The 17,324-nt window shown below is 48.9% G+C and carries 12 protein-coding genes, 1 pseudogene and 1 riboswitch; of the genes and pseudogenes, 8 read left to right on the forward strand and 5 right to left on the reverse strand.

Going from position 1 to position 17,324, the window contains the following annotated elements; all coding sequences use genetic code 11:
- The first annotated feature begins 315 nt into the window (after positions 1-315).
- Complete coding sequence (locus L6I86_RS29010) at positions 316-4,740, forward strand: OmpL47-type beta-barrel domain-containing protein (protein ID WP_236291930.1); 4,425 nt, start codon at positions 316-318, stop codon at positions 4,738-4,740.
- A 118-nt stretch (positions 4,741-4,858) separates the two neighbouring features.
- On the opposite strand, the gene gcvPB is transcribed toward L6I86_RS29010, so the two are convergent.
- Genes gcvPB through gcvT form a run of 3 tightly spaced genes read right to left on the reverse strand, consistent with a single transcriptional unit; the run spans position 4,859 to position 8,795 of the window.
- Positions 4,859-6,316, reverse strand: a complete 1,458-nt coding sequence (gene gcvPB, locus L6I86_RS29015; protein ID WP_236291931.1) for an aminomethyl-transferring glycine dehydrogenase subunit GcvPB — start codon at positions 6,314-6,316, stop codon at positions 4,859-4,861.
- The gene (gene gcvPA, locus L6I86_RS29020; RefSeq protein WP_236291932.1) at positions 6,313-7,665 is read right to left on the reverse strand and encodes an aminomethyl-transferring glycine dehydrogenase subunit GcvPA; all 1,353 of its coding nucleotides are present in this window, start codon (positions 7,663-7,665) and stop codon (positions 6,313-6,315) included. The genes gcvPB and gcvPA overlap by 4 nt, the downstream gene beginning before the upstream one ends.
- 35 nt (positions 7,666-7,700) lie before the next feature.
- Entirely contained in the window at positions 7,701-8,795 is a 1,095-nt protein-coding gene (gcvT, locus tag L6I86_RS29025; protein WP_236291978.1) for a glycine cleavage system aminomethyltransferase GcvT, read from the reverse strand.
- Positions 8,796-9,005: 210 nt separating this feature from the next.
- A riboswitch (glycine riboswitch) is annotated at positions 9,006-9,101 on the reverse strand.
- 198 nt (positions 9,102-9,299) lie between these two features.
- On the opposite strand from gcvT, the gene gcvH reads away from it, so the two are divergent.
- Together gcvH and L6I86_RS29035 are read left to right on the forward strand one after the other, a co-directional pair.
- Complete coding sequence (gcvH, locus tag L6I86_RS29030) at positions 9,300-9,689, forward strand: glycine cleavage system protein GcvH (RefSeq protein WP_056609175.1); 390 nt, start codon at positions 9,300-9,302, stop codon at positions 9,687-9,689.
- Positions 9,690-9,734: 45 nt separating this feature from the next.
- Positions 9,735-10,331 carry a sulfite oxidase-like oxidoreductase gene (locus L6I86_RS29035; RefSeq protein WP_236291933.1) on the forward strand — a complete coding sequence of 199 codons (597 nt, stop codon included), beginning with the start codon at positions 9,735-9,737 and terminating at the stop codon, positions 10,329-10,331.
- 371 nt (positions 10,332-10,702) lie between these two features.
- Here L6I86_RS29035 and L6I86_RS29040 read toward each other — a convergent pair whose 3' ends face one another.
- Positions 10,703-11,542: an AraC family transcriptional regulator gene (locus tag L6I86_RS29040; RefSeq protein ID WP_236291934.1), complete on the reverse strand. Its 840-nt coding sequence runs from the start codon at positions 11,540-11,542 to the stop codon at positions 10,703-10,705.
- A gap of 110 nt (positions 11,543-11,652) precedes the next feature.
- Here L6I86_RS29040 and L6I86_RS29045 point away from each other — a divergent pair, with 110 nt between their 5' ends.
- From L6I86_RS29045 to L6I86_RS29060, 4 genes are read left to right on the forward strand one after another with little or no spacing between them, the layout of a single operon-like run.
- Positions 11,653-12,576: an aldo/keto reductase gene (locus L6I86_RS29045; RefSeq protein ID WP_236291935.1), complete on the forward strand. Its 924-nt coding sequence runs from the start codon at positions 11,653-11,655 to the stop codon at positions 12,574-12,576.
- Positions 12,573-14,525, forward strand: a complete 1,953-nt coding sequence (locus L6I86_RS29050) for a DUF8034 domain-containing protein (protein WP_236291936.1) — start codon at positions 12,573-12,575, stop codon at positions 14,523-14,525. Before L6I86_RS29045 ends, L6I86_RS29050 begins: the two co-directional genes overlap by 4 nt.
- A complete protein-coding gene (locus L6I86_RS29055; protein ID WP_236291937.1) occupies positions 14,516-15,349 on the forward strand; it encodes an amidohydrolase family protein in 834 nt (277 codons plus the stop codon). The genes L6I86_RS29050 and L6I86_RS29055 overlap by 10 nt, the downstream gene beginning before the upstream one ends.
- The gene (locus L6I86_RS29060; RefSeq protein ID WP_236291938.1) at positions 15,349-15,990 is read left to right on the forward strand and encodes a hypothetical protein; all 642 of its coding nucleotides are present in this window, start codon (positions 15,349-15,351) and stop codon (positions 15,988-15,990) included. The genes L6I86_RS29055 and L6I86_RS29060 overlap by 1 nt, the downstream gene beginning before the upstream one ends.
- A gap of 325 nt (positions 15,991-16,315) precedes the next feature.
- Here L6I86_RS29060 and tlp read toward each other — a convergent pair whose 3' ends face one another.
- Positions 16,316-16,537 carry a small acid-soluble spore protein Tlp gene (gene tlp, locus L6I86_RS29065; RefSeq protein WP_236291939.1) on the reverse strand — a complete coding sequence of 74 codons (222 nt, stop codon included), beginning with the start codon at positions 16,535-16,537 and terminating at the stop codon, positions 16,316-16,318.
- Between the two features lie 297 nt (positions 16,538-16,834).
- Between tlp and L6I86_RS29070 the strand changes: the two are divergent.
- Positions 16,835-17,008: pseudogene (locus tag L6I86_RS29070) on the forward strand (small acid-soluble spore protein H); the annotation flags it as partial.
- Positions 17,009-17,324 lie beyond the last annotated feature (316 nt).

Genomic DNA, 17,324 nt, shown 5'->3' on the forward strand with positions numbered 1-17,324 from the left:
TTGAAGCCCTCATCTTGTTCAGACAAGATGGGGGTTTTTTCATTTTTCAGAACATACAAAAAATTCCAATGATTGATAGAATCCAAGTTTACAAGCAGCTGGAAGACGCGAGAGTTCATATAAGTTGTTTTTGTTCATGCTGCGAAAGGAAGGATTGTTCAGTGTTAGACGGTATGTAGACTACACAGATGTGGGTTATGGTTCTACCATATAGACAGAGGTGATGAAATCGCTAAGCGAAATTCGATGTACGGGAGGTTACAGTACTCATCACTCAACCCACCTCATCTCAACAACAAAAGGAGACGGAGCATGATGCATAGAAAGCACAAACTGTTAGGATGGTTTCTGCTGTTGATAGCCATTACATCTCTTAATCTCACCAAACAACCAGAAGCTTCAGCGGCTCCTGCGCTACCCACGACCTATTTGCAGGATGATTTCTCGGACGGCGATTATACGACTAATCCTGTATGGACGGCAACCTCAGGAACATGGAGAGTGAATGCGGACCCCACAGATGCCAGTAATAAAATGTTAAATCAGACGGACGCTGGTGAAGGGATTATTACCGCAGGAGATGCTGCATGGACGAATGCTACTGTTACTATGCGTTTCTATACAGGTGCCGGTGGAGCTTACCCGGGTATTCTGGCGCGAGTTCAGGACTATAGAAATTTTTATTATTTCCAAATGCAAACGACTACTGGCTTGGTTCTTTCCAAAAGAATCAACGGAACGGATACAACGATAAGAAGCTTCAGTTATCCCATGAACAAAAACACGTGGTATACGCTAAAAATGGTTACGGTCGGTAATTCCATTAGATGCTATATCGTTAACAATGGCGTTGATAAACTAATTTTTGATGAGACCGACACCACATTTCCAAGTGGGAAAATCGGCATTCGGAATAAATGGCAAGCCATTTATTTGGATGATGTGAAAGTAACAGACGCACCGGCTGTCAACACTTCAGGGGTTCAATCCAACTCTCAAACCAGCTCCACGATATCCCTGAATTGGCCGCAAGTAGACGGGGCAACTAGTTACAATATTTATCGTTCAACGACGGCAAATAGCGGTTACACCTTTATATCTAATAACACAACCAACAACTTTATGGATACGGGGTTGCTTTCAGATACCGCGTATTATTATAAAGTAGCCTTTCTCTATGGCGGACTGACGGAATCGCAATGGTCCTCCGAAATAAGTGTGCGGACTACGCCAGCACCACCAGCAGCACCTACGGGACAGACTGCAACAGCCGTAAATGCCTCGAAAATTAATTTGAGTTGGACAGCGGCAGTTAAGGCAACTGGATATCGGGTGTATCGATCTGCTGATGCGGGGAACACATTCACTCAGGTATATGATGGGACAGCCTTAAACTACGTAGATGCAGGTTTAAATCCTAACACAGCATATAAGTATCAAATCAAAGCTTATAACTCGATTGGTGAATCTCCAGCAGCATCTGTAGAGGCTTCTACTTATCGCTATGATGCCCCTGGAAATTTCCAAGCAACATCAGTTACAGATACAACAGCTGCACTAGCCTGGGACATTGTGCAAGGAACAACCGTAACATACCAAATAAGCAGATCCTCAAGTGCGACTGGAACGTATAGTCAAATGTACAGCGGTCCGAATACGGTGTATATCGATACAGGCCTAACGCAAGGCACAGGATACTTTTATAAAATAGTTGCCGTCATAGATGGGGTCACATCAGCCTTATCCGATCCGCTTGGTGTAGGGACAGTGAGAACGGCTTTTACACCTGGTACGGTCTGGTCAGATATCAGTGGTAACCCCATTGATGCCCATGGAGCAGGTATCATGTATGATCAGAAAACGCTGAAATATTATTGGTACGGTGAATACCATAAAGGCGCTTGGCCTGCAGCTGGAGTGAGAGTTTACTCTTCTACGGATCTGTATAATTGGACAGATGAAGGTATGGCACTGACGATGGTCAAATCGATGGACGATTTTACGAACGATCCTTATATTTCCACGCTCTATGCCGGTAGAACGGATACGTTAAACATATGGGCAGATATTCGAATGGGCCGAATTATTGAGAGACCCAAAGTGATCTATAATGATAAAACAAAAAAATATGTTATGTGGGCTCATATTGATGGAGATAAAGATCCGTATAATAACAACGCGAACTATGGCAAAGCGCAAGCTGGTTATGCCATAAGTGATTCACCTTTAGGGCCGTTTATCTACCAGAAGAGCTACCGCATGGATCAAGCACCAGCGGGGCAGATCGATTATCAGCCTGGTAACCCTGGTATGGCACGCGATATGAATTTGTTTAAAGATGATGATGGTACGGGATATCTCATCTATTCCAGTGAAGAAAACTTAACGATCTATATTTCCAAGCTGTTGGATGATTACTCTGACGTGACTGGCTGGCACACAGATGGCCATGTAGATGCTAACGGCAAACCTGTCCGCGATACTAGCTATAAGGCTGTTTACGGCTCAGATTATATAAGAGTATTTCCAGGTACTCAGCGTGAAGCTCCAGCTATTTTTAAAACTAATGGAAAATACTACATGATCACTTCCGGTGCAACTGGATGGTCTCCGAATGAGAATAAATTCAGTGTGGCAGATTCTATGTTTGGTCCTTGGGGGGCGCCGGTGAATCCATTTGTAAGGACATCGACATCAGATCCAGACCCGATGACAGCATTTAAATCGCAATCGACATTTGTGATCCCAGTTGACCCCGCGAAAGGAAAATTCATTTATGTGGGGGATGATTGGAATGGCGGACAGTTTACGACAAATGGCGGTGCCAAATATATTTGGCTGCCCATTGAATTTGGGCAAGGTGCGGATATCTCGATCAGATGGTATAGCACTTGGAATAAAGAAGTATTGAACAGTATGGGGAAAATGGACATTAATCTGAAATTGCCTGAAGTTGTTGCTACGGGATCAGTACTGAATTTACCGACTCAGGTAGAAGTACGCCCAAGTGGTGCAACGGTTGCAACGACAACCGCAGTAACATGGTCAGTCAATTCACAGCCAATAACGGCGAATACATTTGCACTTCCAGGTGTGTATACCTTACAAGCTGTTCTTCCACAGTTTAATAATAAAGCGTTGCGGTTTAAAATGTACGCCGTTCCTGATAAGACCATCTATTTCGTAAACAGCGGTGGTTATGCGACAAGTGATTACAGCCTGTTAACCTCATACCTTCAAGATACACTTGTTAATAAGGACGTAGTTGAACAGGCGTATAACACTGCCGATCCAGCTCCTTGGGGCTATGTCGGAACGAATTCGAATTCAGCAGGTTCAGCTAGTGGAGATATTTTCTCAACACTCCGATATCTGAATGGCGGCAATATTAGTAATTCCCCTGCGGGTACGGACCTGACCTACAAGTTCAATGTGAAAAATGGTTCCTACACCGTGTACACAGGCTTCAACGATATATGGAATAATGCCTCTAGGAAAGCTGACTTATATATCAATGGGGTTAAAAAGAATGCGATCACTTATATTTCCAATACTGTCTATGGAAATTCTGTTGATGTGACGGATGGCACGATCACGGTTACGGTGAGAAATACAGCCTCACAGGATCCGTTGATCAACTGGCTGATGATTGTTGATCAAACACAGACACATGATCCTTTAAGGGGACTTCAGGTTGATTCGACAACATCCCATTCTGCGGAGCTTTCCTGGAACAAAGCGATCGGGGCAACCTCCTATACACTGTACAGATCAACCAGTGCGGGTGGCACCTATGCGCCTATTTATCAGGGAGGGGCAGCAAGCTTCACGGACAGTGGAGTTGATCCTGCAGTACGTTATTACTATAAGGTTACATCTACCAGCGTATCTGTCGAATCGCCAATGTCAGATTCAGTCTCGATCCTTTTAGATCAAACGAAGCCAGTTACCGAATTTGCTATGGCAGGAGCGGCTAACAGGGGCTGGTACACGTCGAATGTCGTATCGTTACTTGCTGCCGATGAGTTATCTGGAGTGGCCAGAACGGAATACACACTTGGTGATTCGACGAATTGGACGGAGTATTCGGGACCGTTTACACTACCGCAGGACGGTTCTTATTCAATCCAGTACCACTCCGTGGATAAAGCAGGCAATGTGGAAGAAGTGAAACAGCAGACTGTGCATGTTGATGTAACACTGCCTAGCTATAAGTTTTTGATCAATGGCAATGAGTTAAGGGAGGGAGACTCCTTTGATGATCATCTGCCTCTAACTTTCCAAGTATCCGATAATCTATCTGGATTAGCCTCTGCACAGATCACGGTTAGCGGTTCGGTCTATGCGTTAGATCTGACACGGGGCTCAAGCGTACTTTTCGATTTAGCGGGAAAAGTTGGAAGTAATTATGTATCTATCATGCTTGAAGATGTTGCAGGGAATAAATTGCTTAAAAATGTCCAAATCCATGTGACAACCAGCATTGAAGCCATGGATCAGCTGCTTTCTCGCTATAGTACTTCTTTAAGTCAATCATTAACATCGCAGTTGAGCAACGCCCTCAAGCAGGCGCAGCATAAACTGGAGATGAATCGACCTGATCAGGCTGCTAAGCATATGGAGGACTTTGTGAAACACCTGAATAAAGCAGAAATAGGGAAAGATATGGATAACAGCGGAGTAAAATCTATCTTTCTTGCAGATGCAAATTCGTTGATTGTGAAATGGTCATCTCAGTGAAATTAGGAGTTAATCTTAGAATGAGGTCATAACACAAAATAAAGGCTGAACCCTAAAGTAGCATTCTACTTTAGGGTTCAGCCTTTTCACGTATTGTCGCGTAAGTTTGATGTGCGTGTTACCCGCAGGTACAGTTCAGAACCGGCTTCCGAGCAGCCAGCGCCTCATCCATCCGACTGACAACAGTTGTGTATGGGGCATTTTTAACCAACTCTGGATTCTCTTCTGCTTCTTTGGCAATGGCGATCATCGTATCGATAAAGCTATCTAGCGTTTGCTTGCTTTCCGTTTCCGTCGGCTCGATCATGATGCATTCTTCCACGCTGAGCGGGAAGTAGATCGTTGGCGGGTGGTAGCCGAAGTCGAGCAATCTTTTGGCGATATCGAGTGTACGTACGCCCAGCTTCTTCTGGCGATTCCCAGATAGCACGAATTCATGCTTACAGAAGCGGGGATGCGGTACGTCGAAATACGGCGTTAACCGAGCTAGCATATAGTTGGCGTTAAACACAGCGTATTCGGATACTTTGCGCAAGCCCTCGGGACCCAGCGTACGAATATACGTGTAGGCACGGACAAGGATGCCGAAGTTACCGTAGTAGCCTTTGACGCGACCGATGGACTGCGGATAGTTGTAGTCGAAATAGAAGCTGTTATCCTCGCGCTTGGCTACGAGCGGCGTCGGCAGAAAAGGAATCAGCCGCTCTTTAACGCCGACAGGGCCAGCGCCTGGGCCGCCGCCTCCGTGCGGTGTGCTCATGGTTTTATGCAGGTTGAGATGGACGACATCGAAGCCCATGTCCCCTGGTCGCGTAATGCCCATAATGGCATTCGCGTTCGCGCCATCATAGTAAAGTAGTCCGCCTGCGGCATGCACGATTTCGGCGATCTCGACGATTTGTTCTTCGAACAAACCGAGTGTGTTCGGGTTCGTGAGCATGAGCGCAGCCGTATCTGAACCGACGGCACGGCGTAATTCGTCGAGGTTCACGAGGCCGCGATCATCAGACTTGATCGTTACGGTTTGGAACCCAGCAACCGTTGCACTGGCTGGATTCGTGCCATGCGCCGAATCTGGACAAATGACCTTGGTACGATGCTCGCCGCGGCTTTCGTGATAAGCACGAATCATCATGAGCCCCGTCCATTCACCATGTGCGCCAGCCGCAGGCTGCAAGGTTACACGATCCATGCCAGTGATCGCTTCGAGATCATGCTGAAGATTGTACAAGAGCTCCATCGCACCCTGTATCGATTCTTCCGGTTGATACGGGTGAATATGGGCGAAGCCGGGGAAGCGGGCGACGTCTTCGTTGATTTTGGGATTATATTTCATCGTACACGAGCCTAGCGGATAGAAACCATTATCTACGCCAAAGTTGCGGCGAGAAAGCGCCGTGTAGTGGCGGATGACATCGACTTCATATACTTCGGGCAGGTCAGGTTCGAGCTGCCGCCGAAACTTGGCAGGAAGCAGTTCATCGATATTCACGTCGGGAACATCCGATTCAGGTAAGGAATACGCGACGCGTCCAGGATGGCTCATTTCGAAAATAAGGGCTTTTTCGTTGTTCATACGAGTTCCTCCAATGCAGCTGCGAAGGCATCGATATCTTCGCGTGTTCGTTGCTCGGTGACGGCGATTAACATATGGCCGGCTAGCTCTGGATAGTCGCGGCCGAGATCGTAGCCACCGATGAAGCCCTTGTGAAGGAGCTGACGATTCAGCTCCTCGATGTTCGTGCCGTCCGGCAGCTTAACGGCGAATTCATTGAAGTAGCTGCCTGTGAACGGCAGCTCCAGGTCTGACGCGGCAAGGCGATTCGCCGCGTAATGAGCCTTCTGGACGTTGAGTGTACCAACGTCCTGTATGCCTTGTTTGCCCATCGTGGACAAGTACACGGATGCGCAAAGCGCGAGAAGCGCCTGGTTGGAGCAGATGTTCGACGTGGCTTTCTCACGTCGTATATGCTGCTCCCGCGCTTGCAGCGTAAGCACGAAGCCGCGCTTGCCGTCGCGGTCCACGGTTTGGCCCACGATGCGCCCCGGCATGCGGCGCATCCAGCTCTCCGCGACGGCGAAGTAGCCGCAGCTCGGCCCTCCCAGCGCAGCTGGGATGCCGAGTGGCTGGCAATCGCCGACGACGATGTCAGCGCCGAGCTTGCCTGGCGCTTCGAGCAGCCCGAGCGTGAGCGGATTCGCGCTCACGACGAGCAGTGCGCCCGCGCCGTGCGCGAGCGGCTCCACAGCCGCGATATCCTCCAAGCAGCCGAAGAAATTCGGCGATTGGAGGATGACGGCGGCAGCGTCGCTCTCGAGCTTGGACGCGAGATCGTCCAGATCGGTTACACCTTCGGGTGTAACCGCGATCTCGACGACGTCCAAGTTGAGCCCGCGGGCGGACGTGCGCAAGACAGCGCGCGCCTCTGGGTGCACCGCGCGGGATACGAGCAGACGGCTGCGCTTCGTCGCGCCGCTGGCTAGCGCGCCGGCTTCGGCCAGCGCGGTTGCGCCATCGTACATCGAGGCGTTCGCAACGGCCATGCCGGTGAGCTCACAGATGTACGACTGAAATTCAAAAATCGCCTGCAATTCCCCCTGGCTAATCTCCGGTTGGTAAGGCGTGTACGCGGTATAGAACTCAGACCGCGAGATGACATGATTGATCACCACTGGCAGGTGATGATCGTAGATGCCAGCGCCGAGGAAGCTGGCGTAGCGCTGGAAATCCGCGTTGCGCCCTGCCAATTCGCGCATATATCGGAGTAATCCCTGCTCACTGAGGGCATTCCCCACTTGCAGTTCACCCTGAAATCGCACCTGCTGCGGGATATCGCTAAACATCTCTTCCATGGAGGAGATGCCGATGGTTTCCAACATTTCCTTTTGATCCTGCTCCGTAATAGGTAAATAACGATGTTTCATGTCAAAGGATGCTCCTTCCAACCCGGATTCGGGAATTATTTCTTTTTATGAAAAGGGGTAGTAACGACTGAAGCTTTCACTTGCGCGCCTCTAATCTCTACAAAGACTTCCGTACCTAGGGCGCTATACGCGGCATCAATCAGAGCTAAGCCGACATTCGTTTTGTACGTCGGAGACTGCGTACCTGTTGTTACCTCACCAATCTGTTTACCTTCGGCGTATACGGCATAATGTGGACGCGGAATGCCGCGTTCTTGCATTTCAATGCCAACAAGCTTACGGGGCACTCCGTTTGTTTTTTGCTCGAGCAGGGCATCCCGCCCTATGAAATCACCTTTATCCAGCTTGACAAAAAAGGAAAGTCCCGCCTCCAGCGGCGAAATCTCCGAGGAGAGCTCCTGCCCGTAAAGGGGGAGTCGGGCTTCGAATCGCAGCGTATCTCTAGCTCCTAAACCTGTCGGAATGAGCCCATGTTCCTCACCAGCTTCAAGCAGTGTCCGCCACAATGTGATGGCATCCTTTGGATCGACATACAGTTCAAAGCCATCTTCACCTGTGTAACCGGTGCGGGAGAGCAATGTTGTTATTCCGGCAACTTTCACATCAGAGAGGAAATGGAAGGTCTTCAATGTGTGAATCGGTGCATCGGTCAATGTAGCTAAAATGTGTAAAGCCTTCGGACCTTGCAATGCCAGCAAGGCAGTCTCATCCGAAATGTCGCTCAGCTGGACCTGACCTGTCAGGTGCTGCTGCAGCCAAGCGATATCTTTCTCAATATTGGAGGCATTGATAACGAGCATGTAATCATCGTCGCAGTACTTGTAAACGAGCAGATCATCAACCACACCGCCATTCGGGTAGCATAGGAGGCTGTACTGGCACTGGCCTTCCACCAGTTTGGACACATCATTCGTCGTAACACGTTGTAAAAATGCGAAAGCATCCGGGCCCTGAATACGTACTTCGCCCATATGCGATACATCAAAAAGCCCCGCCTGCCCCCTGACAGCATCGTGCTCCTTTTGAATGCCAGTGAACTGTACGGGCAGCTCCCAGCCGCCAAAATCAATGATTCGCGCGCCATATTCCGCGTAAATCGGGAAGAGCGGTGTTCGTTTCAGCATGCAAATAACCTCACTTTCATTCGCTTATTTACCGTTGGTTATATTTCGGAAACACAAAAAGGAGCAAAAGGTATGCAACACAAACATACCTTTTGCCCCTGTCCTTTATACCTGAGAGTTGCCTAGAACGGAAGAATCTATGCATTCCACCGTTAAGTTTCCCCTTGGGTGTCCGAATTCCCGTGTTTAACGAGTGCTCGAAGCTCTCCAGAGTCGCGTCCGATACAGGTCCTTTTGCCTGAGAGATTCACCGCTTGGGCTTACTCCTTCGGCGCCGCCATCGTGCTCGGCAGTCTCTCCCTATATCCTCATTCGCCAATATTTAATTAGCCTACTTAACTTCATTATGTGTCTAAATTGGTGTGTATTGTCAACAATAACTTTTGATCTAGAGGGTCAGGGGAGGTTCTGCATGGTCCTTTCACAGCTTCTGGGACAGCCGTCTTGACTTTGATGTTCACAGTAGATTAAGCTAAAAGCAAAATTTGTAAGTAAGTGAGGCGTGGACTGATGAGTAACGTACAAGCCAATTTGTTATACACCAAAGAGCACGAGTGGGTAGAAAAGCTATCGGATACGGTGGTTCGCATAGGGATTACCGATTTTGCACAAGATCAATTGGGAGATATTGTATTCGTAGAGCTTCCGAAAGTTGGCGCTTCTGTAACAGCGAATGAGAGCATTGGGAGTGTGGAATCGGTCAAAACGGTTTCGGATATTTTCTGCCCGGTATCAGGCAAAGTAACGGCTGTGAACAGCACATTGGAAGGCTCGCCAGAGCTAGTTAATAATGCCTCTTTCGGTGAAGGCTGGATGGTTGAGGTTGAAATCTCAGGACCGGAAGCATTGGAAGGCTTACTGAGCGCTGCGGAATACGGCTCCTATATCGGTAACGACTAAGTTATTTCGATTTCGACGCAAGTAGAATGGATGGAGGTTTTTTCCATGCAATTTGGGCAAAAGCTGCCACAGGATCCGAATGATCGTGTTCCTCCTGGGCAAACGCTGACACAAGGCTGGCCTGTGCTGCACTATGGGTCCGTGCCCTACTACAACGACATGAGCAAATGGGATTTGCGTTTGTTCGGTTTGGTGGAAGAAGAGTTCACCATTTCGTACAAGGATTTTATGGCATTTCCGCGCAAGGAATTTGCAAACGATATACATTGTGTCACGACATGGTCCAAGCTGGACAATGTATGGGAAGGCATTGCCGTCTCAGAGCTCATGAGCAAGGTGAAGTTGAAACCAGAAGCAACTCATGTGATGCTGCATGCGGAGCATGGGTGGACGACAAATCTTCCACTGGAAGATTTCCTGTTGGAGACGTCGTTCCTAGGCATCCGACATAATGGCGTGTTGCTGACACCTGAGCATGGAGCACCTGTAAGGATGGTGGTTCCGCATCTGTATTTCTGGAAAAGCGCCAAATGGCTGCGAGGCATCGAGTTCATGGCGAAGGATAAGCCAGGCTTCTGGGAGCGGAATGGCTATCATATGTATGGAGATCCCTGGAAAGAGGAGCGCTACGATTTTGATTAATTGTTCAAAAAAACGTAAGATGTAAATAATAATTAATTGCGGGTATGAATAGAGTGTGTTAGAGTAAAAATAACAAAAGAGACGGATTCCCAGTCCGTCCCCTGCACAACACTTGGATGGATACACTCCGAGTGACATACCGGAAATGAATAACCCTACCCTTGGCGCTAACCTGAGTGGGGTTATTTTCTTTTCACATAGGTTAAAAGTGCGAGAATAAACATCCCGAACAGCATTAACTCATGAAATGAAAATGACATAGGCATTACCTCCTTTCCGGAGGATGCCAACCACCCAAGTTCAGTTGTACGAGAGTTATTATATCATTTGAAGCCTATCATCGATAGGCTTATTTACATTTATAGGAATAATCAAGAAGTTTCATAGGAAGTAGTTCCACTCTCCAGTTTGGCCTTTTCCCTGTATGCTGTTGGTGAAAGACCAATGGTCCGTTTAAACATTCGCGAAAACATCAGGGGGTCTTGGTAGCCCACAGATTGGGCAATTTCGGCGATCCCGAGAAGCTGCCTGCGGAGAAGGCGGCAAGCTTTTCTCATCCGAACATCGGTCAAATATCGATAGGGTGACATGGATAGGCGCTGCTGGAAAAGACGGCATAGGTATTTGGTATCCAACCCTACATAGTCAGCGATTTCGTTTAGACTGATGCGATCGGCATAACGGGTGTTCATAAAGGAAACGGCATTGCGTATATGGTGTCCGACATCAGCTCTTAGCGGGGGCGCATCGTCCGGTATGGCTAGCGTTCCGAATATCTGATATAGCAGAGCGGTCAGTAGGAGCTCCTTGGCCGGTTCCTTGCGCAGGCTCATTAAATTGTCAAAAAGCGATTCAACGGACAGTGACGAGTCAGCTGTCCGAACAGGTGACAGGACAGAAAATCCGGCCAGTTCGACCAGACGAGGGGCCAACGTCCCGACAAAGCCGAACCACGAGTAGTGCCAAGGCTCATCTGGATCAGCACGATACGAGTGGACGGTGTCCGGCATAACGAGGAACAGCTCACCAGGGCCAAGCGTTTCCGTACGGCCTCCTGTGGAGTAAGTGCCGTATCCGCTGTGAATGTAATGAAGGATGTACATATCTCTTACGCTAGGCCCGAACGACATGTCAGGCAGGCAATTTTCTGTGCCAACCTCGAGCACTGCCAGATCGGTTAATCCGATCGGTTCCGTATAAATAAATTCCATGCCTGCTTTCGCCTCTTCCTCAAGTAGAGAAGATATGCCATAAGATGGGGAACTCTGGCTATTTTGATTATAAAGGATGAACACTACAATTTACAGTAGGAGGGATGGAAATGGAGTATACTACATTCGGCCGCACCGGACTTCGTGTATCGAAACTCGGGCTTGGCGGTGCACCCCTTGGAGGGGTTTTTGGACCTGCGGATGAACGCGACGTCGAGAAGATGATCCATGAGGCGTTGGATAACGGCATTAATTTTATCGACACGGCACCGAGCTACGGCAGAGGTGAGTCGGAACGCCGAATCGGCAAGGCGCTGAACGGCGGCAGAAGAAACGAGGTCGTGTTGGCATCGAAGGCAGTAGGACCGGGAGAATCGTTCGATTATGCGAATACGATTCGCTCCGTTGAGCATAGTTTGGAACGGCTTCAAACGGATTGGATTGATCTGCTGCAAATTCACGATGTGGAGCAGGTTCCGTATGAAACGATTGTGAACGAGACACTTCCTGCCCTGGAGACGCTGAGGGAAGAAGGAAAGATTCGATATATCGGTGTTTCGACAAGGATATTATCACTTCTGGAGCGTTATGTCCGGCTAAATCGCTTTGACAGCATCCAGTTTTATGCGAGATATATGCTGATTGATCATACAGCGAAGGACGAACTTCTCCCGCTCGCAGCAGAGCAGGAAATCGGTGTTATCAACGGCAGCGTGCTCGGACTCGGCCTGCTTGCCGATACACCGGCGCCCTTTTTGAGGCCGAACCTCATCGAGGAGGCTGCGAATCGGATGGAGCACCTCAAGTTTTTGCGTAAAACAGAGCCACATGGTCTCGTTGAGCCAGCCATGCGTTTCAGCCTATCGCATCCGGGTATTCACGTTACCTTGACGGGAGCTGCCACATCGGATGTGCTGCGCACGAACTTGGCATTTTGCGATGGGCAGGGACTGGATCCAGAGGAGCTGCAACGGGTATATGCCTTATTTCAGGGCAAAAGTTTATTTCCAGCGGAGAAGGAGGAATCGAAATGAACACACAAGGAAGCATGATGCCAAGGATTGTAGCGGAAGAGCGAATGGTTGCACCAGAGTGGGCGCTGCAGGAACAGTGGTTATTTGCTACGCTGAATCAGGCGGCGAAGGAGTTTGTGGAGCGTTACACACAGCCGGATGGAAGCTTGATTTGGCAGAAGGAATGGCCGGGTATGGACGGTTCGGATGATCCCTATGAAGGGTTCATGAATCTAGCGCTGCTTTACGTGTTAGGGGGCAGTCGTGAGCTCCATGAAGTATCGCGAAAGATTTGGGAAGGGATTACTTGGCAATGGACCGAGTATGGGCAGATTCACCGAGAATTTGATGCTTACTATGATTGGATGCATCATGGCGAAGGTTATTTGTTTCTCTACTTTCTCGGACTGGCTGGACCCGTTACGCGCAAGGACAAGCAGAGAGCAGTTCGTTTTGCCAGCATGTATATGGGAGACGATCCGGATGCTCCGAATTACGATAAAGAGCAGAAGCTTATCCGATCACCATTGAACGGAAGTAAAGGTCCGCGGTTTACGGTGTCGGAAGAGGATTGGGTCACGCATCGCAGCATTCTCGACGATTATCCTGCACCGTATGAAGATATTCCAGGTGTTGATTTTGCGAGCGGCAAATGCCCTTGGTCTAACGATGACGTATATCAGAAGCTCATTGCGATGATGAATGAGCGAATGAACCGGGGCGATGTCCCGCTGAATTTGAATGCAACCGGATTGGTTGCGCATGCATTCATGCATAATGGCGACGCCGTCTATCGCGATTGGGTGGTCGATTATCTCGCAGCATGGGAAAAGCGTACTGGCAATAATGGAGGCATTATTCCCGACAATGTCGGTTTGTCCGATGTAATCGGCGAGTACAATGACGGCAAATGGTGGGGAGGCTACTACGGCTGGAGATGGCCGCACGGCTTTATGACCATCATTGAGCCGCTGACGAACGCGTGTATGAACGCCGTTTTACTTACGGGAGACATGAACCAACTTGAGCTTGCTCGTTCTCAGCTGGATGCCAACTGGGCGCTGCGGCGGGAAGAGAATGGCCAGATACTCGTGCCGAATAAGCACGGGGATAATGGCTGGTATGATTGGCGAAAGGCACTGCCGAAGTATCCGGTCTATTTGTGGACGATGTCCATGGCCGAAGAGGATTTAGAGCGGCTAGAGCGGATTCCGAAGGATCATGATTGGAATGAAATAACTGTGCCTGTCGTATCGGGAAGGGACAGCCGGACGGGAAGGGAAACGAAGCACTATATCGGCAATACAGAGCCTTGGTTCCAGTACATTCGAGGGCTAAACCCAGATTATCCGAAGCGGATATTGGCCGCCAATATGGAGCTGGTCGGTCGACAACTCGAGCGAATGCGCTCGGATCAAGGCGATCCGCACGGGTGGAAAAGCGGCTTTGCAGACGGTGACTTTTCTAACATTCATATCTGGCAGGAAATGTGCCCGATTTATTTCGAGTCGCTTGTACAGCTGACACTGGGAGGACCGATGCATATTTCACACGGTGGCCTGCAGCATGCTAGAGTGCGCTACTTTGATTCGCAGGAGAAACGGCCAGGTCTTCCACATGGCGTATCAGCCTTAGTGGAATCGCTTACAACGGACAGCGTTACGCTGCAGTTATGTAATACCAGCTTATTTGACGAGCGAGAGGTCGTCATTCAGGCAGGGGGCTTTGGTGAGCACGAATTCACTGATGCCCAGCGAATTGATTCAGATGGGCACCCGCAAGGCTCGCTAGATGAGCTCAAAGGAAAATGGCTGGCAGTTCATCTGAAGCAGGGCTCCGGCATTAGGCTGAAGCTCGGCATGAAGCGATACGTTAATTCACCGAGTTATGAGATGCCTTGGCCGAACCCCTATGCTGCTGATCTGCTGACAGGGCGTAAGGGAGAGGACGGCGAAGCACCGTGTATATAGACAGCCATGTTCATTTTTGGAAGCCATCGCGTGGTGATTACGGCTGGTTGAAGCCCGAGAATGAGCTGCTCTATCAGGACTATTTGCCAGAGCAGCTGCTTCCGGAGCTGGACGCTTTCGGAGTTAAGGGGCTTGTAGCCATACAGGCCGCCGTTAGTTCTGAGGAAGCTGCGTTTCTGTTGGAGCTGGCGCAGACCTGGCCGATTATATCCGGTGTGGGAGGAGGACTCGATCCGTTCGCGGATCTTTTTCACGAAGAGCTCGAGTCCTTGAAGGCCAACCCGCGCTTTACCGGTATCAGACTTGGCGGCAGCGCATTTCGCTCTGTACGATCCGAGACCGACCAGAACAAACTGCGGTTGGCCCTAACCACTTTGCTGGAGGCTGATCTCACGCTGGATCTGCTCGTACAGCCTGATGACCTTTCAGATGTAGCGTCGTATTTAGAGGAGCTGCCGCTGCTAAAGGCGGTCGTCAACCATCTGGGCTGTCCGAACATTCGGGAGCAGCGAATGGAAACGTGGCAAACAGGCATGGAGCGGCTATCCCACCTTCCCTGCGTGGCGGTTAAATTGTCCGGTATGATCACGATGGCAGGCGGATTTCATCCTGAAAGGCTTCGGCCTTACATCGATCATTTGCTTCAGTTGTTTGGCAGCGACCGGCTATTGTTCGGCAGTGATTGGCCGGTCGCCTTGCAGGCAGGTGGTTATATGGATGTTATCAATTTGTTCGAGGCAGTGCTTCCTGATCATCTTGCAGAGGAGGAGAAGGGAATGATTCGCGCGGGCAACGCCAGCCGATTCTACCCGATACTGACATGATGAGAAGGATGTATAGGGCGCAGGTGAAGGAAGGCTGCGAAGTGGGCTTCGCGCTCTCGTTAGCCCAAGAAGCCGCAAGCTGGCAGAGTCAACTTCGGGGGCAAGGTGTAGTGAGCTGCTCGATTTTTACGAAAGGGAGCGGTGTATTTCTTTATTTTGAAACGACGGGCGAAGGCTGCGAGTGGGAATGGCCAACCACGTGCAAGCTGTTGCTGGAGACATGGCCGGGCGGTTTTGAAGGCTTGCAGCGGTATGCGGTTCCGATGCTCGATATTTACCACGATGGTGAGCCGGAAATGAGGGAAGATCGTTTACAATCCGGCCGTGAGCGAGTCGGTATGCTTGCGAGATTGAAACCGTCGAAGTACAGCAGCTATATCTTCTATCATTACGCTATGCAGGAGGAGAAACCGAGCTGCTTTAATCCGACTTATATCATTGGAGCGCATGAGGAACTGATCTTCTCCTATCATGAGCGTCCGGCGCCCGCGTTCGAACACGGAGCGACGCGAATGAAATGGCCTGCACCGATTACACCAGATAATTGGCATGAGACCATGAAGCCACATTTTATCCCTTGGTCGGAGAACGAGCAGGGACCCGTCTTGTGGGAAAAGATGGACACCATCTTGTCATTTTAATAACTGAACACATAGCGCATAAACATTCCTTCCAGAAGTAAACGTAGATGCGCTACGGCGAGTAACGGGGTGCAGGGGGCGTGCTCCCTGCATTCTTTATGGCTTGAAGTGACGCATTAACCTTTACATTCCTTGACACGAAGGCAAAATGGTTTTGGCGCCGGCTGGCACGCAGATATACGTGGATTTTACAAGCTATTAGGGCAGCCATTTTTTTCTCAACTATCGGGCGTAGAAAAACACCCCATAGCAGACTTCGGTTGAACCAGAATGGTTATCCGATATCTCGACTACAGGGTGTAATTTTAATAAGTGGGAAAATCTGTTATTCTTGTGCGTTGGATTCGTCTTGTTTCTCTGCGATAAATCCATTTATGCTCTCTTTGCGGCGAGCATTTTTGGATTCGATGCTCTCTTTGTCTACAGCAGAAATTTCATCTGCATGTTCATCCAAGTATTCCTCAGCTTCGTTTAGATTTGCCATTGTATTATCGATGGCATTCTGAATACGAGCTGGATTATCTTCGCGATTGTCTGGCTTAGCCATAGTAGTTCCCTCCCTTTGTTGCGATAGATTAACATCCTGTTATACAATTCCAAATGATCAATCAAATTATTCATTCAAACAAATAAACGGCAACTCCGTCCCTTTAGGACGAAAGCGTTTATTTAGAAATATAACCGATTAAACGTCAAAATCTCGTTAGCCGCCGACTGAAGGCCAGACGACCTGAAACAGTAGAGCAGAGGATTGTCCCCGGGATTATAACGTGAGTAACATACCATGAATACATCCTTTCAAACGTACAAATAATGTAACTAGTACGTGAAGGGAGGACAAAAAATGAACATTCAACGCGCTCAAGAGATTGCAGTTTCACCAGTCATGGTTGATGTTACTTATAATGGGACGCCAATCTACATCCAACATGTCGACGAAAAGAATGATACAGCCAGAATTTATCCTTTGGATCAACCGGAAAACGAGCAAAGCGTCCCTTTAAGCAGTTTAGTCGAGAGCTCCCAAATGTTAGATATTGTAGACATTAAAATGATATGCCCATCACCTAAATGATAAGAATATGTTAATCATGAAACAATGAGCGATTTCTAGCATATTCCATGAGATATTATGGATCAAAGTATCCGGAAAATTGTGAAAGTGAATCTAGGGATATTGATAAGCATGTGTTAGGCTTATGTGCTCCGACTAAATACTTGAAATATTAAGAGCCGCGTAACTCACTTGAGAAACGCGGCTTTATTCTTGATTTCGTCAAAAAAGCTTAGAGAGAGCGCTAATCCGACAAGCAGTAGACTGACCTGTAACTTGC

Origin of the sequence: Paenibacillus allorhizoplanae (assembly GCF_927798215.1) — a bacterium.
GTDB lineage: Bacteria > Bacillota > Bacilli > Paenibacillales > NBRC-103111 > Paenibacillus_E > Paenibacillus_E allorhizoplanae.

What these genes read in the sequence shown, in the direction of transcription:
- L6I86_RS29010 (WP_236291930.1), top strand. Translation starts at nt 316, where the DNA reads ATGCATAGAAAGCACAAACTGTTAGGATGGTTTCTGCTGTTGATAGCC.
- gcvPB (WP_236291931.1), bottom strand. Translation starts at nt 6,316, where the DNA reads ATGAACAACGAAAAAGCCCTTATTTTCGAAATGAGCCATCCTGGACGC.
- gcvPA (WP_236291932.1), bottom strand. Translation starts at nt 7,665, where the DNA reads ATGAAACATCGTTATTTACCTATTACGGAGCAGGATCAAAAGGAAATG.
- gcvH (WP_056609175.1), top strand. Translation starts at nt 9,300, where the DNA reads ATGAGTAACGTACAAGCCAATTTGTTATACACCAAAGAGCACGAGTGG.
- L6I86_RS29035 (WP_236291933.1), top strand. Translation starts at nt 9,735, where the DNA reads ATGCAATTTGGGCAAAAGCTGCCACAGGATCCGAATGATCGTGTTCCT.
- L6I86_RS29040 (WP_236291934.1), bottom strand. Translation starts at nt 11,542, where the DNA reads ATGGAATTTATTTATACGGAACCGATCGGATTAACCGATCTGGCAGTG.
- L6I86_RS29045 (WP_236291935.1), top strand. Translation starts at nt 11,653, where the DNA reads ATGGAGTATACTACATTCGGCCGCACCGGACTTCGTGTATCGAAACTC.
- L6I86_RS29050 (WP_236291936.1), top strand. Translation starts at nt 12,573, where the DNA reads ATGAACACACAAGGAAGCATGATGCCAAGGATTGTAGCGGAAGAGCGA.
- L6I86_RS29060 (WP_236291938.1), top strand. Translation starts at nt 15,349, where the DNA reads ATGAGAAGGATGTATAGGGCGCAGGTGAAGGAAGGCTGCGAAGTGGGC.
- tlp (WP_236291939.1), bottom strand. Translation starts at nt 16,537, where the DNA reads ATGGCTAAGCCAGACAATCGCGAAGATAATCCAGCTCGTATTCAGAAT.